This is a genomic window from Pseudomonas sp. DP-17 (assembly GCF_022380625.1).
Taxonomy (GTDB): Bacteria; Pseudomonadota; Gammaproteobacteria; order Pseudomonadales; family Pseudomonadaceae; genus Pseudomonas; species Pseudomonas nitroreducens_A.
The window spans coordinates 122368-145354 of sequence record NZ_JAKSXG010000013.1 but is presented as its reverse complement, the minus strand read 5'-3'; the positions used below and the strand labels follow the sequence as shown (position 1 = coordinate 145354).

Below are 22987 nucleotides of genomic sequence, written 5' to 3'. Positions count from 1 at the left end.
TGGAAAACCGGCCGGGACGCAGCTTATGGAAAAGCTCGACCAAAATCCCTGCACACAAACCAGCGACAGCGCCCGTACCCTGCGCTATGCCCTGAGCATCGTCAGCGATGGCATCTGGGACTGGGACATCCGCACCAATCACGTCACCCGCAGTCCGGGCTGGTACGCCATGCTGGGCTATGACCCGGGCAGTCTTCCGGAAAATGTCATCACCTGGCACGAGATCATTCATCCCGATGATTTCGAACGGGTCATGTTCGCCTTCGATGCCTATGTGCAAGGTCGCAGCGGCGTCTACCGCGAGGAGTACCGCTGCCGCTGCCAGGATGGCAATTATCTGTGGGTCAGCGACCACGGGCGCTTCTTCGAATTCGACGCCGATGGCAAACCGACGCGGATGATCGGCGCGCACCGCAACATCCATGAGCGCAAGCTCGCGGAACTGGCATTGCAGGAAAAGAACCACGAACTGCACCAGCTCAACCTGAGCCTGGAGTACCTGGTGCTGCAGCGCACCGAGGCCTTGCGCCAGGCCAACCAGGCGCTGGCCGAGCAGGCTGCCGTCGCCCAGCGCCTGGCCGAGATCGATCCGCTGACGCAGATCGCCAACCGTCGGCGCTTCGAGCAGCAGATGCACGCCGAATGGCAGCGCCTGCAGCGCCATGGCCATGGTTGCTCACTGATGATGTTCGACCTGGACCACTTCAAGCGCATCAATGACAGTCTCGGCCATCAGGCCGGCGATCGCGTGCTGGTGGCGGTCGCCGAAGTGGTGCGGCGGCGCCTGCGCGAGGAGGACTGCTTCGCCCGCTGGGGCGGCGAGGAATTCATCGTGCTGCTGCCGGAAACCACCGGCGAAGCGGCGCGGGAGCTCGCCGAACGGCTGCGCCTGAGCCTGCGCCGGGCGGATGTTTCCCTGCCGACGCAACTCACCGCCAGCTTCTCGGTGACCCAGATGCAGCCCGGCGAAGACCTGATGGTGATGATGCGCCGGCTGGATGACGCGCTGTACCGTGCCAAGCGCCAGCGCGACTGCATCGTCGTCTGCTAGAGGGTCAGGGCAACCTCGCCCAGCCGCGCGCCGCTGGGGCCGAAACTGTGCTCCAGCAGGTCGCGGCGGCCGTCGTCGTGGACGATCAGCGCGGTGCTGGCGCGGGTGCCGTAGGTTGGGCTGGCGATGAACACGCTTGAGAGCAGGCGCTCGGTGGCCAGGCCGACGCCGGTTTCCGGCAGCTCCGCATCATCGGGCTGGCGGTTGTCTGCCAGCAATCCGACCAGTGTGCGGGTGTCAGGCCTGTCGAGCGCGGTTTCCAGCGCACTGCGCGCACGGGTCAGCTTGGGCCAGGGGGTGTTCAGCGCGGCATTGGACAGCCCGTGCACACCCGGCGCCACTGCCACCGGCGGACCGACGCGCGGGTTGAAGTAGCAGAGTTGCGCACTGTCGCCTACCAGCAGGTTGAAGCCGCTGTAGTCCGAAGCGCGGCGGGCGACCTGCTGCAGGTACTCCAGCGGTGATTGGCGGCCCTGCAGGTAAGCCGCCACCAGCTCGCCGCGGGAGCGCGGGCCCAGCGGTTGGCCGGGGTCGCGCACGTTGGTCAGGGCGGCGAAGCGGCCCTCCGGCGCCACGCCCAGCCAGGTGCCGCCGGCCTCCAGGTCACGGCCGGCGTAAAGGCCTGGGTATTCTTCCCAGGCCGCCAGCGGCAGGGCCGGGCGGGCGTAGAATTCATCGCGGTTGGCCGCGACGATCAGGGGCGTGGCGTGGCCGGGACGCCAGGCGAAGACGATCAGGCACATGGGGCGAACTCCGTAGTGTGCCCGCAGTCTATCAACATCCGCCGAAGACCCGGAGTGGCTGGAGCGCCCCGGAGCCTTCGGCTACCATGCCCGCTTTATTGGCCGAGGTTGCCCATGGAGTTCGTGCTCTACCTGGTGCTTGGCGCCTGCGCTGGCGTGCTCGCCGGCCTGTTCGGCGTCGGCGGCGGGTTGATTATCGTCCCGGCGCTGGTGTTCAGTTTCACCGCCCATGGCTTCTCACCCGATGTGCTGACCCAGATGGCGGTGGGCACTTCGCTGGCAACCATCATCTTCACCTCGATCAACTCGATCCGCGAACATCACCGCCGTGGCGCCGTGCTCTGGCCGGTATTTGCCTGGATGACCGTCGGCATTCTGGTCGGCGGCGCGCTGGGCGCGGTCACCGCGTCGAAGATCCAGGGGCCGGTGCTGCAGAAGATCATCGGCAGCTTCGCCATCCTGGTGTCGATCCAGATGGCGCTGGGCCTGCAGCCCAGGGGCGAGCGAGGGCTTCCCGGGCGGTTCGGCCTGGGCGTTGCTGGCGGTGTGGTGGGCTGGGCGTCGGCGATCTTCGGCATCGGCGGCGGCTCGCTGACCGTGCCTTTCCTGTCCTGGCGGGGCGTCTCCATGCAACAGGCGGTTGCGACTTCCTCGGCTTGCGGCCTGCCGATTGCCATCGCCGGCGCGATATCCTTCGTCGCGGTCGGCTGGCACAACGAAAAACTGCCGGAGCTGAGCCTGGGTTTCGTCTACCTCCCGGCACTGGTGGGCATTGCCGTCACCAGCATGTTCTTTGCCCGCATCGGGGCGCGGCTGGCGCATCGCCTGCCGGCGAAAGTCCTGAAGCGTTTGTTCGCCCTGCTGCTGTTCAGCGTGGGCTTGAGTTTCCTGATCTGATTCCTGCTAGGAGAAGCGGATGCTGCCTTATCCACAGATCGACCCGGTTGCCTTGTCGCTCGGGCCGCTGAAAATCCACTGGTACGGCCTGATGTACCTGATCGGCATCGGCGGCGCCTGGCTGCTGGCGTCGCGCAGGCTGAAGGATTTCGACCCGACCTGGACCAAGGAGAAGCTCTCCGACCTGGTGTTCTGGGTGGCCTGCGGCGTGGTCCTTGGCGGTCGCCTGGGCTACGTGCTGTTCTATAACCTGGACGAGTACATCGCCAATCCGACGCTGATCTTCGAGGTGTGGAAGGGCGGCATGTCGTTCCACGGTGGCCTGATCGGCGTGATGCTGGCCACCTGGTGGTTCGGCAAGCGCAACAACAAGAGCTTCTTCCAGCTGATGGATCTGATCGCGCCGCTGGTGCCGATCGGCCTGGGCGCCGGGCGCATCGGCAACTTCATCAACGGCGAGCTGTGGGGCAAGGTGACCGACGTGCCCTGGGCGATGGTCTTCCCCACCGGCGGCCCTGAGCCGCGCCACCCGTCGCAGCTGTACCAGTTCGCGCTGGAAGGCGTGGCGCTGTTCGTGGTGCTCTGGCTGTTCACCCGCAAGCCACGCCCGACGGCCTCGGTGTCCGGCCTGTTCGTGCTGTGCTACGGCATCTTCCGCTTCATCGTCGAGTTCGTCCGCGTGCCGGATGCCCAGTTGGGCTACCTGGCGTGGGGCTGGCTGACCATGGGCCAGGTGCTGTGCGTGCCGATGGTCCTGGGCGGTATCGGGCTGATGGTCTGGGCCTACCGCCGCGCCCCGGTGCAGCCGGCCGCGAGCTGAGCATCGCCTTAACAAAAAAGCCCGCCGAATGGCGGGCTTTTTTGTCAAGGCGGAAAATCCGTTGCCATCGACTGCTAAGCGACCGGCTCCACGATCAGCAGCACGCCATCCTGCCCGATCACCCGCACCGGCGCGCCTGCCGGCAAATCCGGCCCGCTGACCAGCCAGACGCTGTCGCCGACGCGAATCTTGCCGCGACCGCCGACGATGCCGTCGTGCAGGGCGAACTGCCGGCCGACCAGCTCGCTGCCGCGGCGGTTGAGGCTGGAGGGGGCGGCCTGGCGCTTGTTGAGGCGCTGGTGGTTCCACCAGTACAGCGCGGTGAGGATCGCCAGCACGCCGAAGGCCAGGCACTGCCAGACCCAGTCCAGACCCGGCACGAGGAAGGAGAGCACGCCGGTCAGCGCGGCGGCGATACCGATCCACAGCAGGTAGCCGCCGGCGCCGAAGATTTCCAGGATCAGCAGGACGATGCCCAGGCCCAGCCAGTCCCAGAAACCGAGGTTCTGGAGAAAGGCGGCCATCAGCTGCGGCCCTTGGTTTCGCCGAAGGTAGCCTTGACGATCTCGCCGATGCCGCCGACCGCGCCGATCACCTGGCTGGCTTCCAGCGGCATCAGCACGATCTTGCTGTTGTTGGAGCTGGCCAGCTGGCCGAGGGCGTCGACGTACTTCTGTGCGACGAAGTAGTTGATCGCCTGCACGTTGCCGCTGGCGATGGCTTCGGAGACCACCTGGGTCGCCTTGGCCTCGGCCTCGGCCTGGCGCTCGCGGGCTTCGGATTCGAGGAAAGCCGACTGGCGCAGGCCCTCGGCTTCGAGGATCTGTGCCTGCTTCTTGCCCTCGGCGGTGAGGATTTCAGCGGCGCGGCGGCCTTCGGCTTCGAGGATCTGCGCACGCTTCAAGCGCTCGGCCTTCATCTGGCTGGCCATGGCTTCCACCAGGTCGGCCGGCGGGCTGATGTCCTTGATCTCGATGCGGGTGACCTTCAGGCCCCAGGGCGCAGTGGCCTCGTCGACGGTGCGCAGCAGGCGTTCGTTGATCGCGTCGCGCTGGCTGAGCATGTGGTCCAGCTCCATGGAGCCGAGCACGGTGCGGATGTTGGTCATCACCAGGTTGCGCACGGCGTTTTCCAGCCCGCTCACTTCATAGGCCGCCTGCGCCGCGTCGACCACCTGGAAGAAGCACACGGCGTCGATCTGCACGATGGCGTTGTCGGCGCTGATGGCCTCCTGCGGCGGCACGTCGAGCACGCGCTCCATCATGTTGATCTTCTGGCCGACGCGATCCACCACCGGGATGATGATGCTCAGGCCCGGCTTCAGGGTGACGGTGTAGCGGCCGAAGCGCTCGATGGTCCATTCGTAGCCCTGGGGCACGACCTTGAACCCCATGAGGACGATAACGATGGCGAGAATGACGAAGAGCAGGGCGACGCTGCCGATTTCCATGCAAAGGACTCCTTGTCTGGCGTGGATAGGGGAGAATCGAGTGTAACCGGCACGCCAGGCTGGCATGCAGGAAAGTGCAGCAGTCGCCCGGCGACTTTTCTCAAGCGACTGACGGGCGGCTTACTTCTGCTCGCTTTGCGGCGTCACCCTCAGCACTTCCTCGATGGTCGTCAGGCCGGCCGCGACCTTCTGCGCACCGGACAGCCGCAGGCTGCGCATGCCTTCCTTGAAGGCCTGGCGGCGCAGCGGGATGAGGTCGGTGTCGGCGGTGATCAGCTCCTTCAGCGATTCGCTCAGCAGCATGATCTCGTAGACCCCGGCACGTCCCCGATAGCCAGTGTCGCGGCACTCCAGGCAACCCACCGCCTGGTGCGCGCCGGTGGGCAGCGGGGCGTTCCACGGGCGGGTGACTTCCTGCCAGTCCTCCTCGCGCAGCTCCATCGGCGCCTTGCAGTGCGGGCACAGGGTGCGCACCAGGCGCTGGGCCATGACGCCGAGCACGGTGGCGCGGATCAGGTAATAGGGCACGCCCAGTTCCAGCAGGCGGGTGATGGCAGTGGGCGAGTCGTTGGTGTGCAGGGTGGACAGCACCAGGTGGCCGGTGAGCGCCGCCTGGATCGCCATCTCGGCGGTCTCCAGGTCTCGGATCTCGCCGACCATGATGATGTCCGGGTCCTGGCGCAGCAGGGCGCGTACGCCGCTGGCGAAGGTCAGGTCGATGTTGTGCTGCACCTGCATCTGGTTGAACGAGGGCTCGATCATCTCGATCGGGTCCTCGATGGTGCAGAGGTTCACCTCGTCGGTCGCCAGCTGTTTGAGCGTGGTGTAGAGCGTGGTGGTCTTGCCCGAACCCGTGGGGCCGGTGACGAGGATGATGCCGTTTGGCTGGCTGGTCATGCTCTCCCAGCGGCGCAGGTCGTCGGGAGAGAAGCCGAGTTGGTCGAAGGACTTGAGCAGTACCTCCGGGTCGAAGATGCGCATCACCATCTTCTCGCCGAAAGCCGTTGGCAGGGTCGACAGGCGCAGCTCCACCTCGGCGCCTTCCGGGGTCTTGGTCTTCACCCGGCCGTCCTGCGGCTTGCGCTTCTCGGCAACGTTCATGCGGCCCAGGGATTTCAGGCGGCTGACCACCGCCATGGTGACCTGCGGCGGAAACTGATAGACGTTGTGCAGCACGCCGTCGATACGAAAGCGCACCGTGCCCTGCTCGCGGCGCGGCTCGATGTGGATGTCGCTGGCGCGCTGCTGGAAGGCGTACTGGAACAGCCAGTCGACGATGGTGACGATGTGCGCATCGTTGGCATCGGGCTCCTGGTCGGTTGCGCCCAGGTTGAGCAACTGTTCGAAGTTGCCGACGCCGCTGATCTTCTGGTCCTTGGCGGTGGCGCCGCTGACCGATTTGGCCAGGCGGTAGAACTCCACGGTGAAGCGCTGGATGTCCACCGGGTTGGCCACCACGCGCTTGATCGGACGCTTGAGCACATGGGTGAGGTTGCTCTCCCAGGCGTGCACGAAGGGCTGCGCGCTGGCGATGGTGACCTCGTCCGGGCTCACCGCCACCGCGAGGATCTGGTGGCGCTGGGCGAAGGCGTAGGACATCAGCGGCGTCAGTGCGGCGACGTCGATCTTCAGCGGGTCGATGCGCTGGTAGGGCTGGCCGGAGAAGTCCGCCAGCCAGTGCACCAGGGTCTCCAGGTCCAGCTTGCGCCCCGGCCGCTGGCGGTCTTCCACCTGCTGCGCGGCGAGGAATTCCAGCGGGTGCTGCTGGTTCTTCACCGCGCTGCGGCGGATCGCCAGGCACTGTTCCGCGTCGTTCTGGTCGACGCGGCCCTGGGTGACCAGCTCGCGCAGGATATCGCCCAGGTCGAGCAGGCGATCCTGGGCGGATGGGGCAAAGACGGACATGCGGACTCCTGTTGGTCGTGGCGGGAGCGGCTTAGCTGCAGGAGCGAGCAGGCTCGCTCCTGCAGAGAGCGGTGACGCGCCGCTCTACTGAAGGTTATTTCAAAAGCGCCTTCCACGGCTTGAGGGTCAGCACAGTATGGGCCTGGGCGGCGAGGGCATCCAGGCGCCCCTCGGCGTCGGGAGTGACGAGCAGCTCCTGCAGCTTGGCCAGTTCGCCGTACAGGCGGTCGGTTTCCGGCAGCTCCAGCACGCCGCGCGCCAGGCGCAGCCAGACCAGCATGCGCTGCAGTCGCGGCAGCTGGTCGGCGAGCACTTCGGGCAGTTGCTGGGCGCGTTGCAGCGGCATGGCCTGGGCCTCTTCGGCCAGGGTGCGTTGCAGCCACTTGCCGACGGCGGAGCCGCCGAGGCGGTTGGCGCGGTCGTTGCGCTCGAGGGTCCAGGCCTTGCCCAGCAGCCAGCGCGAGGTGCTCAGGGAGAACTGACCCCAACGCACGTTGGCCAGTTCCTCAAGGAAGGCGGCGGGCATCTGCTGGCGCACGGCATCGTCGTGGCGACCCTGTTCGATGCGCGGCTGCCAGTCGGCGATCAACGCGTCGAGGGCTGCGCGCAGCTCGCGGGTGCTGGCGCGCGGCACGGCCTGGCCGAGGCTGCCGAGCAGGGCGCGCAGGTCGACCAGCTGCTGCAGCCAGCTTTCCAGCAGGCTCCAGTGGCCGTTGAAGCGGTACTGCTCGGCCAGGCGCTGGCTGCTGCCCAGGAGCGACCAGGACAGTGCGGCGAAGGCGCCGTCCAGCGGGGTTTCGTGCAGCAGCTTCTGGGTGTCGGGCTGGATGCTGTAGCTGGCCGGGTCGAACAGGCGGTAGCCGCGCTCGGCCTTGCTGATGTCGCAGGGCATCAGCGCCAGGTCCGCGGCCAGTTCGATGGCCAGTTCCAGCAGCGCCTCGGGCTCGCCCTGGCGCAGTTCCAGTTCCAGCTCGCAGATTTCTTCTTCCTGCTTGCCGGCGACGACCTTGCCCAGGTCCAGCGCGGCCTCGATCACCACCTTGGCCTTGCCGCGGCCCCAGGCGATCTCGGCGCGCTGGCGGGTGAAGTCGGTGCTGAAGATCGGCTTCAGGCTCTTCTTGTCCAGGTCGGCCAGGGCGGCCGGCCAGCACTGGTCGTCGAGCTTCTTCAGGTCGAGCTTGTTCTTCTCCAGGTACCAGTCCCACTCGTTGCGCTCGGACAGGCCTGCCACGCTCTGGCCACGGGTCTTCAGGGTCTGGATGAACTGCTCGCCGTCCTTGCGCATGCGCAGCGCCACACGGGCGCGGGCCAGGTCGCGGGCGGGAGTGTCGTAGTACTGGTTGAACAGCTCGCGGGGCTCCCAGCCGGATTTATTGCGCTTCTTCAGCGCCGGGTGCTCGCGCAGTGCTTCGAGGGTCTCGCGACTGGCGCGCAGTTTGATTTCGGTTTCTTTCTGCATGGCGGGGTCCGGTTCAGAGCGGTCGCGCCCGGTTCTTCGAGCGGCCTTGCGGGGGGCAAGGCGACGGGCGCAAAAAAAGACGTCAGAGCCATGCAGTTTACAGGACTTCGGCGTTCCTGCCGGGCGCCGCGAGGTTTTACCGCGCCGCGGCATGGTCCATAGTGGGGATAAATCTTCCGGAGGACGCCATGCCGTTGCCGCCGCTCAAACAACGCTTCGCACAGTTGATCGCGAGCCCGTCCGTCAGTTGCACCCAGCCGGCCCTGGACCAGTCCAACCGCCCGGTGATCGAGCTGCTGGGCAACTGGCTGGTGGACCTGGGCTTCGCCTGCGAGATGCAGCCGGTGTCGCCGGGCAAGTTCAACCTGGTCGCCACCCTGGGCAGCGGCCCCGGCGGCCTGGTGCTGGCCGGGCACACCGATACCGTGCCCTACGACGAAGCCTTGTGGAAAAGCGACCCGCTGGGGTTGACCGAGCGCGACGGGCGCTGGTTCGGCCTGGGCTCCTGCGACATGAAGGGCTTCTTCGCCCTCGTCATCGAAGCCCTGCTGCCACTGCTGGAGCAGCCGTTCAAGCAGCCGCTGATCGTCCTCGCCACCTGCGACGAGGAAAGCTCCATGGCCGGCGCGCGCGCCCTGGCCGAGGCGGGGCGGCCGCTGGGCCGTGCGGCGGTGATCGGCGAGCCGACCAATCTCAAGCCGATCCGCCTGCACAAGGGCGTGATGATGGAGCGCATCGACATTCTCGGGCAGAGCGGCCATTCCTCCGACCCGAGCCTTGGGCGCAGCGCGCTGGAGGCGATGCAGGCGGTGATGGGCGAGTTGCAGGGCCTGCGCAGCCAATGGCAGCAGGAATTCAACAACCCGCAGTTCAGCGTGCCGCAGCCGACCCTGAACCTGGGGTGCATCCACGGCGGCGACAACCCCAACCGCATCTGCGGCCAGTGCGCGCTGGAGTTCGACCTGCGCCCGCTGCCGGGCATGGCTCCGGAGGCTCTGCGCCAGGCCATTCGCGAGCGGCTCAGGCCCATCGCCGAACGCCACGCGGTGAAGATCGACTACGCGCCGTTGTTCCCCGCCGTGCCGCCCTTCGAGGAACCGGAACAGAGCGAACTGGTGCGGCTGGCCGAAAGTCTGACCGGGCACACGGCACAAGCGGTAGCCTTTGGCACCGAAGCACCGTATCTTCAGCAGCTCGGCTGCCAGACCCTGGTGCTGGGCCCCGGCGATATCGCCTGCGCCCACCAGCCGGACGAACACCTCGAGCTCGACCGCATCGAGCCCTGCGTGGACCTGCTGCGCGGACTGATCCGTCATTACTGTCTGTAAGACGGTTCCTGACGTCGGATACTGTTGATGAAGAGTTGCCTGTAGAGCGCCCCCGACAACGGGCCCGACCTATCCCAGAGGAGAAACCTGTCGATGTTCCTGCGACGACGATAACCGCGCCGCCCCTGGCCGTGCTCCGGCCGCATCCGACAGATTTCCGCCCACTCGAACGACAGGCTTTTCAAGCAATGCACGACTACGTCAACTGGCTGCGCCACGCCTCGCCCTACATCAACTCGCACCGGGACTGCACCTTCGTGGTGATGCTCCCCGGCGAGGGCGTCGAAGACCCCAATTTCGGCAATATCGTCCACGACCTGGTGCTGCTGCACAGCCTGGGCGTGCGCCTGGTGCTGGTCCATGGTTCGCGCCCGCAGATCGAGGCGCGCCTGGCCTCCCACGGGCTGGCGCCGCGCTTCCACCGTGGCCTGCGGGTTACCGATGCGCCGACCCTGGATTGCGTGATCGATGCCGTCGGCAGCCTGCGCATTTCCATCGAGGCGCGCCTGTCCATGGACATGGCCGCCTCGCCCATGCAGGGCTCGCGCCTGCGAGTGACTGCCGGCAACTTCGTCACTGCGCGGCCGATCGGTGTGGTCGACGGCATCGACTACCACCACACCGGCGAAGTGCGGCGAATCGACCGCAAGGGCATCAACCGCCAGCTCGACGAGCGCAGCATCGTGCTGCTCTCGCCGCTGGGCTATTCGCCCACCGGTGAAATCTTCAACCTCGCCTGCGAGGACGTGGCCATGCGCGCGGCCATCGACCTGGGCGCGGACAAGCTGATCCTGTATGGAGCCGAGCGCGGCCTGATGGACGACGCCGGCAAGCTGGTGCGCGAGCTGCGCCCGCAGCAGGTGCCGGCGCACCTGGAACGCCTGGGAGCGAGCTACCAGGGCGAGCTGCTGGATGCGGCTGCCCAGGCCTGCCGTGCGGGTGTACGCCGCAGCCATATCGTCAGCTACACCGAAGACGGTTCGCTGCTCAGCGAACTCTTCACCCGCACCGGCAACGGCACGCTGGTGGCCCAGGAGCAATTCGAACAGCTGCGCGAAGCCGGCATCGAGGACGTGGGCGGGTTGCTGGAACTGATCCGTCCGCTGGAGGAGCAGGGCATCCTGGTGCGCCGTTCCCGCGAGGTGCTGGAACGCGAGATCGAGCAGTTCAGCATCGTCGAACGCGAAGGGCTGATCATCGCCTGCGCGGCGCTCTATCCCATCGCCGATTCGGACTCGGGCGAGCTGGCTTGCCTGGCGGTGAACCCGGAGTATCGCCATGGCGGACGCGGTGACGACCTGCTGGAACGCATCGAGCAGCGCGCGCGCAACCTCGGCCTGAAGACGCTCTACGTCCTCACCACCCGTACCGCCCACTGGTTCCGCGAACGCGGTTTCCAGCCCAGCAGCGTAGAGCGCCTGCCGGCGGCGCGGGCGTCGCTGTACAACTACCAGCGTAATTCGCAGGTGTTCGAGAAGAGCCTCTGATCAGCTTTTCGCCTGCAGCCTCACCGAGTGCCTGATCTGCACATTCAGCGGCAGGGTCTTGCGGGGTAGTGCCGGGGCCCGGTGTTGGCGCAGCCGTTCGCTGCCATCGAGCCAACCGGCTTCCCAGCTGGCGGCGAGGACGTCATGAGCGGGGCGGCGGGGCTGGCGCTCGAGCAGCGCTTCCAGATAGCCCTGCTGGTAGGCGGTCTCCAGTTGCTGGAGAGTCCAGGGAGATGAAGGGGAAGACATGCATCGCTTTCCTGAGGCTTGCGCGGATCGCGCCGGCCGTGCCGGTCGCGATCCGCAGGGAGGAAGATTTTCTCCCTGTCCTCAGAGGATGCCGATCAGAACTCTATGAGCTGCGTGTCAGCGATTTCTTGCAGCGTCAGACGCTGATCAAGCCCAGGATGCTCGCCTGGTAGGCAGCAACGAAGGTGTCGAAGTCGCCTTCGGGCTGCTTCTCCAGTTCTGCCTGTTCAGCCAGTGATTGGCTGGCCATGCCTTCGAAGCGCGCCTGCTCCTCAGCCGACAGCGGTTCGCTGTGCAGCGTTTCGGCGTGCTGTCGGCTGTAGCGCAGGGCGAAGGCTTCGAAGCTCTCGCCACGCTCGCGCATTTCCGCCAGGACCTTCGCCGAAGGCGTCAGGTCCGAATCGGCCACCTTGGCGCGCTGCTCGGCCAGGCTCTGTGCGTGCAGGCTGCTGCCGTTGGCACGGTCGAGCAGGTCGATGATCGGCGCGATGGCGTCGAGCAGGGCACCTGCCCAGTCCTTCATCTCGACCGGCTGGCCGCCGCGCTCCAGTTTCAGGCCCGGGCGGCGACCTTCCTTGACCACCTTGAGGAAGTTGCTGGTGGCCGAGCCGCACTCGCAACCGCCCAGCGGCGGGCTGTCGGAGAGTGCGCAGTAGAGCAGGAAGGCATCGAGGAAGCGGGCCTCGGTGACGTCGATGCCCAGCGGCAGGAAGGGATTGATGTCCAGGCAACGCGCTTCGACGTACTGCACGCCACGGGCCATCAGCGCCTGGATCGGGCGCTCGCCGGTATAGGTGACGCGTTTGGGGCGGATGCTCGAGTAGTACTCGTTCTCGATCTGCAGGATGTTGGTGTTGAGCTGCACCCACTCGCCATCGACCTTGGTGCCGACCTTCTCGTACGGCGCGTACGGCGTGCTCACTGCGCGGCGCAGGCTGTCGATGTAGCTGTCCAGGTCGTTGTAGCAGGGCGTCAGGCCGGCCTGGGCGTTGTTCTGGTAGCCCAGGTCGCTCATGCGCAGGCTGGTGGCGTAGGGCAGGTAGAGGGTGTGCTCGTCGAAGGCTTCCAGGCCGTGCGGGCGACCGCGCAGGAAGCCGGCGTCCAGGGCAGGCGATGCGCCGAACAGGTACATCAGCAGCCAGCTGTAGCGGCGGAAGTTGCGGATCATCGCGATGTAGCGGTGCGACTGGAAGTCCCGCGCGCTCTTCTCGCTGCCTTCCTCCTGGCGCAACAGCTCCCAGAGGCCCTCGGGCAGGGAGAAGTTGTAGTGGATACCGGCGATGCACTGCATGGTCTTGCCGTAGCGCAGCGCCAGGCCCTTGCGGTAGACGTATTTCAGGCGGCCGATATGCGAGCTGCCGTAGCGGGCGATCGGGATGGTCTCTTCATCCGGCAGCTCGCAGGGCATGGACGGGCTCCACAGGTATTCGCCGTCGAGCTTGCCGCTGGCGAAACGGTGGATTTCACCCAGCTCGTCCAGGGTCTTCTCGACGCTGGTGGAGGTCGGGGTGATGAACTCCAGCAGCGACTCGGAGTAGTCGGTGGTGATCTGCGGGTTGGTCAGCGCCGAGCCCAGGGCACGCGGGTGCGGGGTCAGGGCGAGCTTGCCGCGTTCATCGACGCGCAGGCATTCGCGCTCGATACCGTGCAGGCACTGGGTGAGCAGGGACAGGTTGGCGGCATCGCCAAGCAGGGCCAGGCGGCGGGAGAGTTGGTCGCTCAAGTTGGAAGTCCTTCACACGGCAATCGCCCCACTATGGGGGTGGACTGGGCGGTCTACAAGGGGAGAACAACCGGCGTGGTCGCCTGGCTTTATCGAGGCGCTGCGCCGGCGCCCGCAAATCCTGGGCTCCGGCGTACAGCATAGGTCAGTTGTCGCGGTGCGAATTACAGCTGGGCGAAGGTGCCTTGTCCCTTGGCGACCAGCTTGTCGCCCTGGTGGATGTCGGCCTCCACCACCAGCGAGCGGCGCCCGGCGTGCAGGACTTTCGCCACACAACGCACTTCGCCCTCGGCGACCGCGCGGATGTAGTTGATCTTGCATTCCAGGGTGACGCTCTGCCGGTCGAAACCATGGGCGCTGGAGCAGGCCAGGCCCATGGTCATGTCCATCAGCGTGAAGAGCGCGCCGCCGTGCATGACGTTGCCGCGATTGCGCAGGTGCTCGGCCATCGGCAGCAGCACCTCGGCTTCGCCGTCAGCGACACGGATCGGCTGCACGCCGATGGTTTCGCTGAAGCGGCTGATCATCAGCTCGCGCGCGGGCATCTCGCTCATGGACCTTCCTTACTTCTTCTTCAGTTGCTTGGCGTTGGCGAACAGGGAGGCCATCGCGTTGCTCGCCGGTGCCTTCTCCTGCTGGCGCGGGGCAGCGCTGCGCTCACCGCGCGGCGCGCCGTTGCCGGGACGACCGCCGCCACGCGGACCGTCGACTTTTTCGCCGGGGGTATCGCCCATGCGCATGGACAGGCCGACGCGGTTGCGCGGAATGTCCACCTCCATGACCTTGACCTTGACGATGTCACCGGCCTTGACCACTTCGTACGGGTCCTTGACGAACTTCTCCGACAGCGCGGAGATGTGCACCAGGCCGTCCTGGTGGACGCCGATGTCGACGAAGGCACCAAAGTTGGTGACGTTGGTGACAACGCCTTCGAGCACCATGCCGGGGACGAGGTCCTTCAGGCTCTCGACGCCGTCCTGGAACTCGGCGGTCTTGAACTCCGGGCGCGGGTCGCGGCCAGGTTTGTCCAGTTCCTTGAGAATGTCGGTGACGGTGGGCAGGCCGAACTGCTCGTCGGTGAACTTCTTCGGGTCCAGGCGCTTGAGGAAACCCGAGTCGCCGATCAGCGAGCGCACGTCGCGACCGGTATCGGCGGCGATGCGCTGCACCAGCGGGTAGGTTTCCGGGTGCACCGCGGAGGCATCCAGCGGATTGTCGCCGTTCATCACGCGGAGGAAGCCGGCGGCCTGCTCGAAGGTTTTCTCGCCCAGGCGGCTGACTTTCTTCAGCTCGTCACGGGTCTTGAAGGCGCCGTTGGCGTCGCGGTGCGAGACGATGTTCTGCGCCAGGGTGCTGTTGAGGCCGGAGATGCGCGCCAGCAGGGCGGCGGACGCAGTGTTCACGTCCACGCCGACGGCGTTCACGCAGTCTTCCACCACGGCGTCCAGGCTGCGCGCGAGCTGCAGCTGGGACACGTCGTGCTGGTATTGGCCGACGCCGATGGATTTCGGCTCGATCTTCACCAGTTCGGCCAGCGGGTCCTGCAGGCGGCGGGCGATGGACACGGCGCCGCGCAGCGAGACGTCCAGCTCCGGGAATTCCTTGGCGGCCAGCTCGGACGCCGAGTACACCGAGGCGCCGGCCTCGCTGACCATGATCTTGGTGCACTTGAGCGCCGGGTACTTCCTGATCAGCTCGGCGGCCAGCTTGTCGGTCTCGCGGCTGGCGGTGCCGTTGCCGATGGCGATCAGCTCCACCTGGTGCTTGGCGCACAGCGCGGCGAGCACGGCGATGGTCTGGTCCCACTGGTTCTTCGGCGCGTGCGGGTAGACGGTGGCGGTGTCCAGCAGCTTGCCGGTGCCGTCGACCACGGCGACCTTCACGCCGGTGCGCAGGCCCGGGTCGAGGCCCAGGGTGGCGCGCGGGCCGGCCGGAGCGGCCAGCAGCAGGTCGTGCAGGTTGCGCGCGAAGACGTTGATCGCCTCGGCGTCTGCGCCGTCGCGCAGCTCGCCCAGCAGGTCGGTTTCCAGGTGGGTGTAGAGCTTGACCTTCCAGGTCCAGCGCACCACTTCGGCCAGCCACTTGTCAGCGGGGCGGCCCTGGTTGGAGACGCCGAACCGCTCGCCGATCATGACTTCACAAGGATGCGAGGTGCCCGGCAGCTCTTCGCCGACCTTCAGGGCGACGCTCAGGATGCCTTCGTTGCGGCCACGGAAGATCGCCAGGGCGCGGTGCGACGGGGCGTTCTTCAGCGGCTCGTCGTGCTCGAAGTAGTCGCTGAACTTGGCGCCTTCGGTTTCCTTGCCCGGCACCACGCGCGCGGTGAGGGTGGCGTTGTCCTTGAGGAAGCCGCGCAGACGGTCCAGCAGGGTGGCATCCTCGGCGAAGCGCTCCATCAGGATGTACTTGGCGCCTTCGAGTACGGCGCGGGTGTCGGCGAAGCCTTTCTCGGCATCGACGAAGCGTGCGGCTTCGGTTTCCGGGGCCAGGCCCGGGTCATTGAACAGCGCGTCGGCCAGCTCGCCCAGGCCGGCTTCCAGGGCGATCTGGCCCTTGGTGCGGCGCTTCTGCTTATACGGCAGGTAGAGGTCTTCGAGGCGGGTCTTGGTGTCGGCGAGCTTGATCTCGCGGGCCAGTTCCGGGGTCAGCTTGCCCTGTTCCTCGATGCTGGCGAGGATCGCGCCACGGCGGTCTTCCAGCTCGCGCAGGTAACGCAGGCGCTCTTCGAGCATGCGCAGCTGGGTGTCGTCCAGGCTACCGGTGACTTCTTTGCGGTAACGGGCGATGAAGGGGACGGTGGAGCCTTCATCGAGCAGGGCGACGGCAGCGGCGACCTGCTGCGGTTGAACGCGGCCGGAGGGCAGTGCGGAAAGCTCTTCGGCGATACGGGTGTTGATGCTGTCCATGAATCCACCTGGTGAAACCAACGAAATACGGGGCTGGGCTGCCGCGCCGTGGCGCTTGGCAGGCGTCTATGACAACGCCCCGCCGCAAAAGCGCCGCATTATACCCACGACAATTTCACCGGGCGCGCGACTGGTCGGGGAAAAATCTGCTAACAATGGACAGGCCGTGATGCGCGGCTGCTGGGCGATAATGCCCGCCGAATCAGATTCTGGGAGTTTCCATGAGCAACGCTGCCACCCTGCCGGAAGGCGAAAAGATCCTCGTGGTCGATGACGACGCGCGCCTGCGTCGTCTGCTGGAACGCTTCCTCGATGAGCAGGGTTACCGTGTCCGCGCCGTCGAAAACACCGAGCAGATGGACCGCCTGCTGGCCCGCGAGCTGTTCCAGCTGGTGGTGCTGGACCTGATGATGCCCGGCGAGGATGGCCTCTCCGCGTGCAAGCGCCTGCGCGAGTCGAACAACCAGATCCCGATCATCATGCTCACCGCCAAGGGCGACGAATCCAGCCGTATCTCCGGCCTGGAACAGGGCGCCGACGACTACCTGGCCAAGCCCTTCAACCCGCGCGAGCTGCTGGCGCGGATCAAGGCCGTGCTGCGCCGCCAGGCGCCGCTGGTCCCGGGCGCGCCGGCAGGCGAGGATGAGGTCGTCACCTTCGGCGACTACGAACTGCACCTGGCCACCCGCGAGTTGAAGAAGGGCGAGGAAGTGCACATGCTCACCACCGGTGAGTTCGCCGTGCTCAAGGCCCTGGTGCAGCACGCCCGCGAGCCGCTGACCCGCGACAAGCTGATGAACCTGGCCCGCGGCCGCGAGTGGGACGCCCTGGAACGCTCCATCGACGTGCAGATTTCCCGCCTGCGCCGGCTGATCGAGCCCGACCCGTCCAAACCGCGCTACATCCAGACCGTCTGGGGCGTGGGTTACGTGTTCGTGCCGGATGGCGCCGCCCGCAAGTGATTGACCCCGCCGGGGCGAAGCCCTTCGCCCCGGCCGTTCGTGTTCCCCTGGTAACGCCCTCTTGAAGACACCCCTCTGGTTCCCGCAAAGCTTCTTCGCCCGCACCCTCTGGCTGGTGCTCATCGTCGTGCTGTTCTCCAAGGCGCTGACCCTGGTCTACCTGCTGATGAACGAAGACATGCTGGTCGACCGCCAGTACAGCCACGGCGCGGCGCTGACCGTGCGCGCCTACTGGGCGGCGGACGAGAAATCGCGCGAGGCCATCGCCCAGTCCGCCGGGCTGAAGTGGGCGCCCCACGAGCAGGGACAACCGGAGGAAGTGCACTGGCCATACACGGAAATCTTCCAGCGGCAGATGCGCATGGAACTGGGCATCGACACCGAGACCCGCCTGCGCATCCACCATCCGTCGATGCTCTGGGTGCGCGCACCGACCCTGGGCGACGGCTGGATCGGCGTACCGCTGTACCCGCACCCCTTGCGCGGCCAGCAGATCTGGAGCGTGCTGGGATGGTTCCTCGGCATTGGCCTGTTGTCCACTGCGGCGGCCTGGATCTTCGTGCGGCAACTTAGCCAGCCGCTCAAGCGCCTGGTCTTCGCTTCCCGCGAGTTCGGCAAGGGGCGCAGCGTGCGCCTGCCGCTGGGGCAGGAAACCCCCAGCGAGATGGCCGAGGTGTACCGCGCCTTCAACCAGATGGCCGACGATGTGGAGCAGGCCGGGCGTGAGCGCGAGCTGATGCTCGCCGGTGTCTCCCATGACCTGCGCACGCCGCTGACGCGCCTGCGCCTGTCGCTGGAGCTGATGCCTGAAAGCGACCGCGAGATGGTCGAGGACATGGTCCGTGACATCGAGGACATGGATGCCATCCTCGATCAGTTCCTTGCCTTCATCCGTGATGGCCGCGACGAACCCGTGGAGGAGGGCGACCTCGCCGACCTGATCCGCGAAGTGGCCGATGCCTTCAACCAGACCGGCAACCGCGTGCGCCTGTGCCTGGAGACCCTGCCGCTGTTCCGCTTCCGCCGGGTGTCGATCAAGCGCCTGCTGGGCAACCTGATCGAGAACGGCCTCAACCACGGCGGCGGCAAGGTCGAAGTGGCGGCCCACGTGGCCGGCGGCGGCGGTGCGCCCTACGTGGTGCTGAGCGTGCTGGACCGAGGCACCGGAGTTGACCCGCAGGAGCTGGAAAACATCTTCAATCCCTTCTTCCGCGGCGACAAAGCCCGTGGCGGCAAGGGCACCGGTCTGGGGCTGGCCATCGTCAAGCGCATCGCCGAACAGCACGGCGGTAGCATCGAACTGCGCAACCGCGAGGGCGGTGGCGTGGAAGCGCGCGTCTGCCTGCCGCTCGGCCTGCTGCTACCGCGCAACGCGCATTAATCCCAGCGCAGGGCCTTGCCTTCCAGCACTGCCCGGCGCCCGTAGGGCCAGGCGCGGTTCTGCGCGCCGTGGCCGCTGGGCAGGCCGTGGTAGAGCGGAACGCCCAGCTGCGCGGCGTATTCGGCGAAGATTTCTTCCAGGCTGTGGGCCACGCCCTTGCGCGGACAGTCGGTGAAGGTACCGAGGCAGATCGCGCCCAGGCGCGCGCCACCCAGGCTGTTCAGCAGCTGCCACAGGCTGCGCTCGATGCGGTAGTAGGGCTCGCCGACGTCTTCGAGGATCAGGATCGCGCCGTCGGGGGCGTACAGCGCGCCTTCGGTGCCGGCCATGCAGGCCAGCGCGGTGAGGTTGCCGCCGATCAGTTCGCCGTTCACCGCCGCCTTCGGCCCCGCCAGATGCTGCACCGCCAGTTTGCCGCGAGCGCCGGCCAGTACGTGGCTGATCGACGCCAGCGAAGCCAGGCGCTCACGCTGCTCGCTGGGCACGCTCAGCGGTTGCAGGCCCAGCCCGGTGGCGACCATGCCGTGGATCGCCGGCAGGCCGTGGCGGTGGAAGGCGCTGAGGAGGATAGAAATGTCCGAGAAGCCGATCAGCGGGCGCGGCGAGGCGGCCTTCAGGCGCTGCCAGTCGAGTTGCGGGATGAGTTGTCCACAGCCGTAGCCGCCGCGCAGGCACCAGACGGTGCTGACGTCTTCCAGCTCGAAGGCGGCGTGGAAGTCTTCCAGACGTTGCTCCGGCGTGCCGGCCAGGTAGCGGTAGCGGGCGTCGGCGTGCTGGCCCAGGTGGTAGTCGATGCCCTGCACCTCCAACTGGCGCAAGGTGGCTTCCAGCACTTCTTCGGCAATGGCGGACGCCGGTGCAACGAGGGCGACGCGGCCTTCGATGGGCGACCATTTGAGTTCAGCGTGGGGGCGGGCGGGGGGCATGGGAGCATCCGATAGCGGTGGAGAGACCCTGTAAGAGCGAGCTTGCTCGCGAAGGGTTCAGCATGGCAACGATGGCGGGAGGTTCGCTCCCGCAGGGCGAACAAAGCGGAACGCTTTATCCGCCGTGATGCGCATGGAGTGAGGCGGTTCGCGAGCAAGCTCGTTCCTGCATGAGACAGGAGCCCGGCTCACCCCTTGCCTTTGGTTCTGGCCAGGTGCGGCCCGCCATTCTTCTCCAGGTACTCGATGATCACCCCGGCGATGTCCTTGCCGGTGGTGGTCTCGATGCCTTCCAGGCCCGGCGAGGAGTTCACCTCCATCACCAGCGGCCCATGGTTGGAGCGCAGGATGTCGACGCCAGCGACGTGCAGGCCCATCACCTTGGCGGCGCGAATGGCGGTCATGCGCTCTTCCGGGGTGATCTTGATCAGGCTGGCGCTGCCGCCGCGGTGCAGGTTGGAGCGGAACTCGCCGGCCGCGGCCTGGCGCTTCATCGAGGCGATCACCTTGTCGCCGACCACGAAGCAGCGGATGTCGGCGCCGCCGGCTTCCTTGATGTACTCCTGCACCATGATGTTGTGCTTGAGCCCCATGAAGGCCTCCAGCACGGATTCGGCGGCCTTCTCCGTCTCGCAGAGCACCACGCCGATGCCCTGGGTGCCTTCCAGCAGCTTGATCACCAGCGGCGCGCCGCCCACCATTTCGATCAGGTCCGGCACGTCATCGGGGGAGTGGGCGAAGCCGGTTACCGGCAGGCCGATGCCCTTGCGCGAGAGCAGTTGCAGCGAGCGCAGCTTGTCGCGGGAGCGGGCAATGGCCACCGATTCGTTGAGGGGAAAGACGCCCATCATCTCGAACTGGCGCAGCACGGCGCAGCCATAGAAGGTCACCGAGGCGCCGATGCGCGGGATCACCGCGTCGAAACCTTCCAGCGGCTTGCCGCGGTAATGGATCTGCGGCTTGTGGCTGGCGATGTTCATGTAGGCGCGGAGGGTGTCGATCACCACCATCTCGTGGCCGCGTTGCTGCCCGGCCTCCACCAGCCGACGGGTGGAATACAGGCGCGGATTGCGCGACAGCACAGCAATTTTCATTGATCACCTGGAAGGGTGGCGGGAACCATGATGAGGGGTTTGTCTTGCACGTAGGTGAGGCCGGGGTTGACTACCAGCTGGCCCTGCACCAGGGCCTTGGAGCCCAGCAGCACGCGGTAGCGCATGGTCTTGCGGCAGGCCAGGGTGAACTCCACCGACCAGGCGCGGTCGCCCAGGGCCAGCAGGGTGCGGATCACATAGCGGGTCTGGGCCTGGCCGTTGGAGCTCTTGATGGTTTTCATCGTCACCACCGGCGCTTCGCAGCGATGGCGACGCTGCACCTGGGTGCCCAGGTGGGCGACGAAACGCACCCAGTCCTGGCCGTCGCGCTGGAACGGCACGATGTCGCTGGCATGCAGGCTGGAGGTACTGGCGCCGGTGTCGATCTTCGCGCGCAGGCCGACCATGCCCAGTTCGGGCAGGGCGATCCATTCGCGCAGACCAATTACCGACAGCTGGTCGAAAGTCTTCAAGGCTGGTGTCCCCGGCGTTTGCCGGCATTCTAGTCAGGCCGCTTGTGCCCCGCCAGCGGGGCGCGGGGTACACTCTCAGACCCGCATGACGAGGTTGTGAAGTGAGCGAAAAAGACGACGACAAGGTCCGCCTGGACAAGTGGCTGTGGGCGGCGCGCTTCTACAAGACCCGCTCCCTGGCCAAGGAAGCCATCGATGGCGGCAAGGTGCATTGCCGGGGCGAGCGCTGCAAGCCGGGCAAGGAGCCGAAGGTTGGCGAGGAGTATGTGATCCGCACCGGCTTCGACGAGCGCACCGTGGTGGTGAAGGCGCTGTCGATGGTGCGCCGTGGCGCGCCCGAGGCGCAGTTGCTCTATGAAGAGACCGCCGACAGTGTGAAGCGTCGCGAGGAGGCTTCGGCCATGCGCAAAGCGGGGGCGCTGGGCGTGCAGACCGACGGGCGGCCGACCAAGAAGCAGCGCCGCCAGCTGTTCAGCTTCCGCGATCAGGAGTGAGCTGGCAGCTCGACCAGCAGTTGGCCGTCAGCGGCCTTCAGGCTCAGCTGTGACCAGTTCGGCACCACGGCGCGCACGCGCGGATCGAAGGCGCTGCCGGTGCCGATCTGGATCACCTGGCAGCCGGCGTCCAGCGCGCTCTGCACGCCGGCCGGGGCGTCTTCGAAGGCCAGGCAGTCCTGCGCCGCCATGCCCAGACGCTCGGCGCCCAGCCGGTAGGGTTGAGGGTCCGGCTTGCCGGCGCTGACGTCATCGGAACCGACCAGCACATCCGGCAGCGGCAGGCCGCAGATCGCCAGGCGCTCCAGGGCGACTCGGCGACTGGCGGAAGTCACCACGGCCCAGGGCTGACCGACCAGCGCCCCGAGGAACAGGTCGGCCCCGGCCACGATCGCCGAACCCTGCATGGCGTGCTCGAACTCCAACTGATTCAGTGCCAGTAACTCGGCTGCCATGTCCAGGTGCGGTGCGACCTGCGCAATGGTGTCCTCGGAACGCATCCCATGGCAGATGGACAGCACCGCGTCCAGCGGCACGCCATGGCGCTGGCACCAGATTCCCCAGACCAGTTCGACGGCGGCGGTGGATTGCACCAGGGTGCCATCCATGTCCAGCAGGATGGCGCGGGTTTCGATCAGCATGGCGGGGCGAGTTCCTGGAGGGGTTCCGGTCGGGGAGAGCGATGATGCTCCATTGACCACGACGAAACACGGAAGATCGCTGTGGGATAAATCCCGATGCTCGCCTTGAAAGCAACGGCCCGCGCGCCAGGCGGAGCGCCGGCCAGTGGCTCAGGCCGCGATGACGCTCAGGCGGTTGACCAGCGGAATTCTCGCGGCCAGGCGGAACAGCGGATCGGTCCAACGCATCAGGGTGGCACTGCCAACCGCAGCGAACGGCGTGAAGCAGCTCCAGGCCAGGGCCACCAGCGCCATCTGCAGGCCGCCGATGTAGTCGTCCTGGCCCCAGTGTGCACCGGCCACCAGACGCGGCAGCATGAACAGCAGCGCCAGGCCCCAGATCACCACCCATTGCAGGGCGTTGCGGGCGAACAGGGTGAGGAACAGTGCCCAGATCAACAGCACCGAGGCGTGGTCACCGGGGAAGCTGCGAGCGGATTCGTCCTTCACCTCGAACACGGTGTTCTGCCACTGCGGGTAGAAATTCTCCAGGCGCACGGCGTCCGGCGCAACGGCCGAGATACTCGCGTGCTGCCAGCCCAGCTTGTGGGCAATCTTGGCGTAGAGGATGCGCACCACCACCAGTACCACGGCCGCACATAAAAAGCCGAAGGTCGCCGCGCGGACCTGGGTGGCCTTGAAGATCCAATCGCCACGGATCAGCAGCAGCAGCAGGATCACGCCCACCAGCAGGTCGAATGGTCGGGTGCTCGCCACCGCCCAGGTCAGGCGCCAGGCTTCGTGGGTTGCCAGTGGCTGGTTGAGCAGGCTGAACAGACTGAAATCGAACAGGTCCATCGCGCTGCGAGCGGGCTCCCAGAGCCATAGCAGGAGCAGGACAGTCGCCAGCAGATGACAGGCGATGAAGGGCTTCCAGGACCAGGTGGCTTGGAACGGCGTGGTTTTGTCCATAAAATCGATACCCCCTTACGGAACCACCCGATTGTGGGTGGGTGCTG

At 66.6% G+C, this 22987-nt stretch carries 22 protein-coding genes; 8 read left to right on the top strand and 14 right to left on the bottom strand.

Annotated features, from left to right (window positions below; translation table 11 throughout):
• The first annotated feature begins 25 nt into the window (after positions 1 to 25).
• A complete protein-coding gene (locus tag MJ122_RS20930) occupies positions 26 to 1051 on the top strand; it encodes a sensor domain-containing diguanylate cyclase (protein WP_088420088.1) in 1026 nt (341 codons plus the stop codon).
• On the opposite strand, the gene MJ122_RS20925 is transcribed toward MJ122_RS20930, so the two are convergent.
• Complete coding sequence (locus MJ122_RS20925; protein WP_239745911.1) at positions 1048 to 1794, bottom strand: NRDE family protein; 747 nt, start codon at positions 1792 to 1794, stop codon at positions 1048 to 1050. The genes MJ122_RS20930 and MJ122_RS20925 overlap by 4 nt on opposite strands.
• Before the next feature lie 114 nt (positions 1795 to 1908).
• Between MJ122_RS20925 and MJ122_RS20920 the strand changes: the two genes are divergently transcribed.
• Positions 1909 to 2691 carry a sulfite exporter TauE/SafE family protein gene (locus MJ122_RS20920; protein WP_088420093.1) on the top strand — a complete coding sequence of 261 codons (783 nt, stop codon included), beginning with the start codon at positions 1909 to 1911 and terminating at the stop codon, positions 2689 to 2691.
• 19 nt (positions 2692 to 2710) lie between these two features.
• Entirely contained in the window at positions 2711 to 3511 is an 801-nt protein-coding gene (gene lgt / locus MJ122_RS20915) for a prolipoprotein diacylglyceryl transferase (RefSeq protein WP_239745910.1), read from the top strand.
• Positions 3512 to 3585: 74 nt separating this feature from the next.
• Here the strand turns inward: lgt and MJ122_RS20910 are convergent, their stop codons facing one another.
• From MJ122_RS20910 to MJ122_RS20895, 4 genes are all read right to left on the bottom strand, one after another.
• Complete coding sequence (locus MJ122_RS20910; RefSeq protein WP_239745909.1) at positions 3586 to 4035, bottom strand: NfeD family protein; 450 nt, start codon at positions 4033 to 4035, stop codon at positions 3586 to 3588.
• The gene (locus MJ122_RS20905) at positions 4035 to 4961 is read right to left on the bottom strand and encodes an SPFH domain-containing protein (RefSeq protein ID WP_239745908.1); all 927 of its coding nucleotides are present in this window, start codon (positions 4959 to 4961) and stop codon (positions 4035 to 4037) included. Before MJ122_RS20905 ends, MJ122_RS20910 begins: the two co-directional genes overlap by 1 nt.
• Before the next feature lie 120 nt (positions 4962 to 5081).
• A complete protein-coding gene (locus MJ122_RS20900; protein WP_017520851.1) occupies positions 5082 to 6866 on the bottom strand; it encodes a GspE/PulE family protein in 1785 nt (594 codons plus the stop codon).
• Between the two features lie 94 nt (positions 6867 to 6960).
• On the bottom strand, positions 6961 to 8325 hold the full coding sequence (locus tag MJ122_RS20895) for an inorganic triphosphatase (RefSeq protein WP_088420101.1): 1365 nt from the start codon (positions 8323 to 8325) through the stop codon (positions 6961 to 6963).
• Between the two features lie 188 nt (positions 8326 to 8513).
• Here MJ122_RS20895 and argE point away from each other — a divergent pair, with 188 nt between their 5' ends.
• Complete coding sequence (argE, locus tag MJ122_RS20890; protein WP_088420103.1) at positions 8514 to 9653, top strand: acetylornithine deacetylase; 1140 nt, start codon at positions 8514 to 8516, stop codon at positions 9651 to 9653.
• Positions 9654 to 9841: 188 nt separating this feature from the next.
• A complete protein-coding gene (argA, locus tag MJ122_RS20885) occupies positions 9842 to 11140 on the top strand; it encodes an amino-acid N-acetyltransferase (RefSeq protein WP_017520854.1) in 1299 nt (432 codons plus the stop codon).
• Here argA and MJ122_RS20880 read toward each other — a convergent pair whose 3' ends face one another.
• From MJ122_RS20880 to MJ122_RS20865, 4 genes are all read right to left on the bottom strand, one after another.
• On the bottom strand, positions 11141 to 11389 hold the full coding sequence (locus MJ122_RS20880) for a hypothetical protein (protein WP_197698128.1): 249 nt from the start codon (positions 11387 to 11389) through the stop codon (positions 11141 to 11143).
• A 136-nt stretch (positions 11390 to 11525) separates the two neighbouring features.
• Positions 11526 to 13112, bottom strand: coding sequence for a glutamate--cysteine ligase (gene gshA, locus MJ122_RS20875; protein ID WP_088420107.1), 1587 nt, complete (start codon positions 13110 to 13112; stop codon positions 11526 to 11528).
• 164 nt (positions 13113 to 13276) lie between these two features.
• The gene (locus tag MJ122_RS20870; protein ID WP_088420109.1) at positions 13277 to 13666 is read right to left on the bottom strand and encodes a PaaI family thioesterase; all 390 of its coding nucleotides are present in this window, start codon (positions 13664 to 13666) and stop codon (positions 13277 to 13279) included.
• Between the two features lie 9 nt (positions 13667 to 13675).
• Entirely contained in the window at positions 13676 to 16018 is a 2343-nt protein-coding gene (locus tag MJ122_RS20865; RefSeq protein WP_239745907.1) for a Tex family protein, read from the bottom strand.
• Between the two features lie 221 nt (positions 16019 to 16239).
• Between MJ122_RS20865 and ompR the strand changes: the two genes are divergently transcribed.
• Together ompR and MJ122_RS20855 are read left to right on the top strand one after the other, a co-directional pair.
• Positions 16240 to 16980, top strand: coding sequence for a two-component system response regulator OmpR (gene ompR, locus MJ122_RS20860; RefSeq protein ID WP_017520858.1), 741 nt, complete (start codon positions 16240 to 16242; stop codon positions 16978 to 16980).
• A gap of 61 nt (positions 16981 to 17041) precedes the next feature.
• A complete protein-coding gene (locus tag MJ122_RS20855; RefSeq protein WP_239745906.1) occupies positions 17042 to 18361 on the top strand; it encodes an ATP-binding protein in 1320 nt (439 codons plus the stop codon).
• Here MJ122_RS20855 and MJ122_RS20850 read toward each other — a convergent pair.
• From MJ122_RS20850 to MJ122_RS20840, 3 genes are all read right to left on the bottom strand, one after another.
• Positions 18358 to 19287 carry an LD-carboxypeptidase gene (locus tag MJ122_RS20850; protein ID WP_239745905.1) on the bottom strand — a complete coding sequence of 310 codons (930 nt, stop codon included), beginning with the start codon at positions 19285 to 19287 and terminating at the stop codon, positions 18358 to 18360. The genes MJ122_RS20855 and MJ122_RS20850 overlap by 4 nt on opposite strands.
• A gap of 188 nt (positions 19288 to 19475) precedes the next feature.
• Positions 19476 to 20381, bottom strand: coding sequence for a 30S ribosomal protein S6--L-glutamate ligase (gene rimK / locus MJ122_RS20845; protein ID WP_038803545.1), 906 nt, complete (start codon positions 20379 to 20381; stop codon positions 19476 to 19478).
• Positions 20378 to 20821, bottom strand: coding sequence for an ATP-dependent zinc protease (locus MJ122_RS20840; RefSeq protein WP_268744101.1), 444 nt, complete (start codon positions 20819 to 20821; stop codon positions 20378 to 20380). The genes rimK and MJ122_RS20840 overlap by 4 nt, the downstream gene beginning before the upstream one ends.
• Positions 20822 to 20955: 134 nt before the next feature.
• On the opposite strand from MJ122_RS20840, the gene MJ122_RS20835 reads away from it, so the two are divergent.
• Positions 20956 to 21348, top strand: a complete 393-nt coding sequence (locus tag MJ122_RS20835; RefSeq protein ID WP_088420115.1) for a S4 domain-containing protein — start codon at positions 20956 to 20958, stop codon at positions 21346 to 21348.
• Here the strand turns inward: MJ122_RS20835 and MJ122_RS20830 are convergent.
• Positions 21339 to 21989, bottom strand: coding sequence for an HAD-IA family hydrolase (locus MJ122_RS20830; RefSeq protein WP_239745904.1), 651 nt, complete (start codon positions 21987 to 21989; stop codon positions 21339 to 21341). The two genes, MJ122_RS20835 and MJ122_RS20830, sit on opposite strands and share 10 nt — an antisense overlap.
• 150 nt (positions 21990 to 22139) lie before the next feature.
• On the bottom strand, positions 22140 to 22940 hold the full coding sequence (locus MJ122_RS20825) for a phosphatase PAP2 family protein (protein WP_239745903.1): 801 nt from the start codon (positions 22938 to 22940) through the stop codon (positions 22140 to 22142).
• Positions 22941 to 22987: the final 47 nt, after the last annotated feature.